The sequence below is a fragment of the Streptococcus phocae genome (assembly GCF_001302265.1).
In the GTDB taxonomy this organism is placed as follows: Bacteria; Bacillota; Bacilli; order Lactobacillales; family Streptococcaceae; genus Streptococcus; species Streptococcus phocae.
The window spans coordinates 1-2,624 of the sequence record NZ_LHQM01000011.1; the positions used below are offsets into that span (position 1 = coordinate 1).

General features: G+C 39.5%; 4 protein-coding genes. All 4 read right to left on the minus strand.

Features of this window, described 5'->3' with window-relative positions:
• Positions 1-10: 10 nt before the first annotated feature.
• From AKK44_RS03805 to truA, 4 genes are read right to left on the minus strand one after another with little or no spacing between them, the layout of a single operon-like run.
• Positions 11-574: a TIGR01440 family protein gene (locus AKK44_RS03805; protein ID WP_054278595.1), complete on the minus strand. Its 564-nt coding sequence runs from the start codon at positions 572-574 to the stop codon at positions 11-13.
• Between the two features lie 14 nt (positions 575-588).
• Positions 589-1,059: an ECF transporter S component gene (locus AKK44_RS03810; protein ID WP_054278596.1), complete on the minus strand. Its 471-nt coding sequence runs from the start codon at positions 1,057-1,059 to the stop codon at positions 589-591.
• Positions 1,049-1,813: a bifunctional hydroxymethylpyrimidine kinase/phosphomethylpyrimidine kinase gene (locus AKK44_RS03815; RefSeq protein ID WP_054278597.1), complete on the minus strand. Its 765-nt coding sequence runs from the start codon at positions 1,811-1,813 to the stop codon at positions 1,049-1,051. Before AKK44_RS03815 ends, AKK44_RS03810 begins: the two co-directional genes overlap by 11 nt.
• Positions 1,803-2,552 (minus strand): tRNA pseudouridine(38-40) synthase TruA, encoded by a 750-nt coding sequence (gene truA, locus AKK44_RS03820; RefSeq protein WP_054278598.1) that lies wholly within the window; start codon positions 2,550-2,552, stop codon positions 1,803-1,805. The genes AKK44_RS03815 and truA overlap by 11 nt, the downstream gene beginning before the upstream one ends.
• Positions 2,553-2,624 lie beyond the last annotated feature (72 nt).

Below are 2,624 nucleotides of genomic sequence, written 5' to 3' on the forward strand. Positions count from 1 at the left end.
AGCCATGTTTTTATTGTTTACGAATCTTATCTGATTGATACTGCGCCCGTGCGCCTCCAATCAACTTAGGACGGCTTGCTAGAGCGGTGACATGAGCCTGACCAAGTTCTCTTTGGATAGGAATGAGGGGTACCTGCACGCGTTTAACATGCATCCCAATAAAAGTATCACCAATATCTAAGCCGGCATGCGCCACAATCTCTTCTACTTCAACAGGCTGAGACATGAATTTAAAGGCTGCTAGTTGACCACTACCACCTGCATGTAACGTTGGTAAAACATTGACAATTTCTAGTTCTTTGGAAACGGCTACCAATTCCTCAACAACGAGTGCTCGATTGATGTGTTCACATCCCTGTACCGCTAAATGAACCCCTTTTTTAGTCACTTCATCTAAAACAGCTTCAACAATCACTTCACCAATCTCTAAACTGGAATGCTGTCCAATAAGACCACCAGCCACTTCACTTGAAGATAGCCCAAGAACAAATAGTTGTCCCTTTTTTATGCCCGAACGTTCTAACACATCTTTAGTAATCTTTCTTGTTTCTGTCTCTAAATCATGCAAGTTCATCAGAAAACACCACCTTATTTTTGTTCAAAGCGCTTAACACCTAGAAATACCATATATCCTATCAGGATCCCAAAGGCGTTTTGCATCACATTTCCCCAAATACCTGCTGCAGCTCCCACAAGGCCATAGCCTAAAAGAAGAGCTCCAACAAAATACCAAGACACCATGATAACTGAGGCTAATAAGAGACCAATCCAGCGTTTAGAACCTGACCAGCCACCAAAAAATCCTTGTCCACCATGGGCAATAAGGCTGTGAATCATCCATTGTGGGTAACCTGCAATAACATCAATTAAAAAACCTGACAAGGCTCCAACAGCAGCTCCCTGACGAGACCCTAAATAAAAACTGGTAAAGTAAATACCTGCATCTAGCAGTGTTAAAAATCCTGTTGGTGTTGGAACCATCACAAAACGTCCCAAAACAACTGTCAACGCTGTCAAAATAGCTAATTTTGTTAGCTCTTGTAAACGACTATTTCTCATAATATTGTTTCACTCCATATTGATCTGAATGTAAAATCGCTTCATAAACGAAGTTTTTAGCTATGGTTACCGATTCCAATAGCGATTTTCCTAATGCCAAGTGGCTAGCAATACTAGAAGCCAGTGTGCAGCCTGCTCCGATATTATTAGCATCAAGAACTGCATGTTCTAATACGTGATAATCAATCCCATCATAAAAGAGATCAATGGCTCGTTGAGAGTTAAAGCGATTACCTCCCTTGATTAAAACAGATTTTGCCCCAAGACAGTAAAGAATAGCTGCCACCTCTTGCATATCTTCCAAGGTTTTAATCGATTTTTGTGATAACAGTTCCGCCTCTATCAAATTTGGTGTAATAATCGTTGCATAGGGTAGTAAATCAATTAAATCATCTCTTACTGCATGACCGCTAGCGTCTTTATTTTCTTTACACACTAACACAGGATCAAGTACCAGTTTCGTTAGTGCCCGCTTTTTAATGAACTCTAGTACTTCTTTAGCAATTTGGTGATTAGGCAACAAACCTATCTTAATAGCTGAAAAAGGAACATTCTCAAGGCTCTCTAACTGCTTTTTAACCAAAGAAGTCTCGATTGGAAAAATATCTAATTTCCCATCTGAAACAGTTGTAAGGCAAGTCACTGCCACAAATCCATGAAGCGAGTTAGCCGTATAAGTAGCAAGATCAGCATACAGGCCACCACCACTCAAAATGTCATTGCCTGATATTGCCAATAAATAATTAGTCCGCATAAATAATCTCCTTTAAATAAAGGCCATTTCCTGGAGCTGTCGGTCCTGCTAACTGTCTATCTCGGCTATCCAAAACAATCTTAATCTGATCAGCAGGTATGCGATTATTACCGATTTTTAATAGGGTTCCAACCATATTTCTAACCTGCTTATAGAGAAAGCCATTGCCAGAAAACGTAAATATCAAAAAATGTTTCTCAGGATCATAGCGCAAATCTGCTCGCGTAATGGTTCTCACTTTATTATCAACATTAGTACCAGCTGCAGTAAAACCAGTAAAATCATGCGTCCCAATTAAATCTTTAATGGCAATAGTCATCCGATTAATATCTAAAGGATAGGGATACGGGGTAGCGTAGTTGCGCATCATCGGATTTTTAGGTCTACCAATATCGACTAAAAATTCATAGGTTTTCGAATGTTTATTGTAACGTGCGTGAAAGTCATTAGATACAATCTCAATAGCCACTACATTAATGTCGTCTGGTGTCTGCGTATCTAAAGCAAACCGTAATTTTTCTAATTCACGCTCTTGTTCCAAATCAAAATGGATAACTTGACCATAAGCATGCACACCTGCATCTGTTCTACCAGCCGCGTGAACTTGCACCAAACGACCACTATTTAGTTTTGTTAACGTTTTTTCAATCTCTTCTTGTACTGTACGCCCATGACTTTGTCTCTGGAAACCAGAAAACAAAGTTCCATCATAGGAAATCGTTGCTTTATATCTTATCATGATAACATTCTACCATTTATCTGTGCAGAGAGAAAACTATTTTATCTGAGCTGTCCCCATACAAAAAGCCCC

Coding starts and splice junctions, on each gene's coding strand:
- AKK44_RS03805 (WP_054278595.1), bottom strand. CDS start 574: ATGAACTTGCATGATTTAGAGACAGAAACAAGAAAGATTACTAAAGAT.
- AKK44_RS03810 (WP_054278596.1), bottom strand. CDS start 1,059: ATGAGAAATAGTCGTTTACAAGAGCTAACAAAATTAGCTATTTTGACA.
- AKK44_RS03815 (WP_054278597.1), bottom strand. CDS start 1,813: ATGCGGACTAATTATTTATTGGCAATATCAGGCAATGACATTTTGAGT.
- truA (WP_054278598.1), bottom strand. CDS start 2,552: ATGATAAGATATAAAGCAACGATTTCCTATGATGGAACTTTGTTTTCT.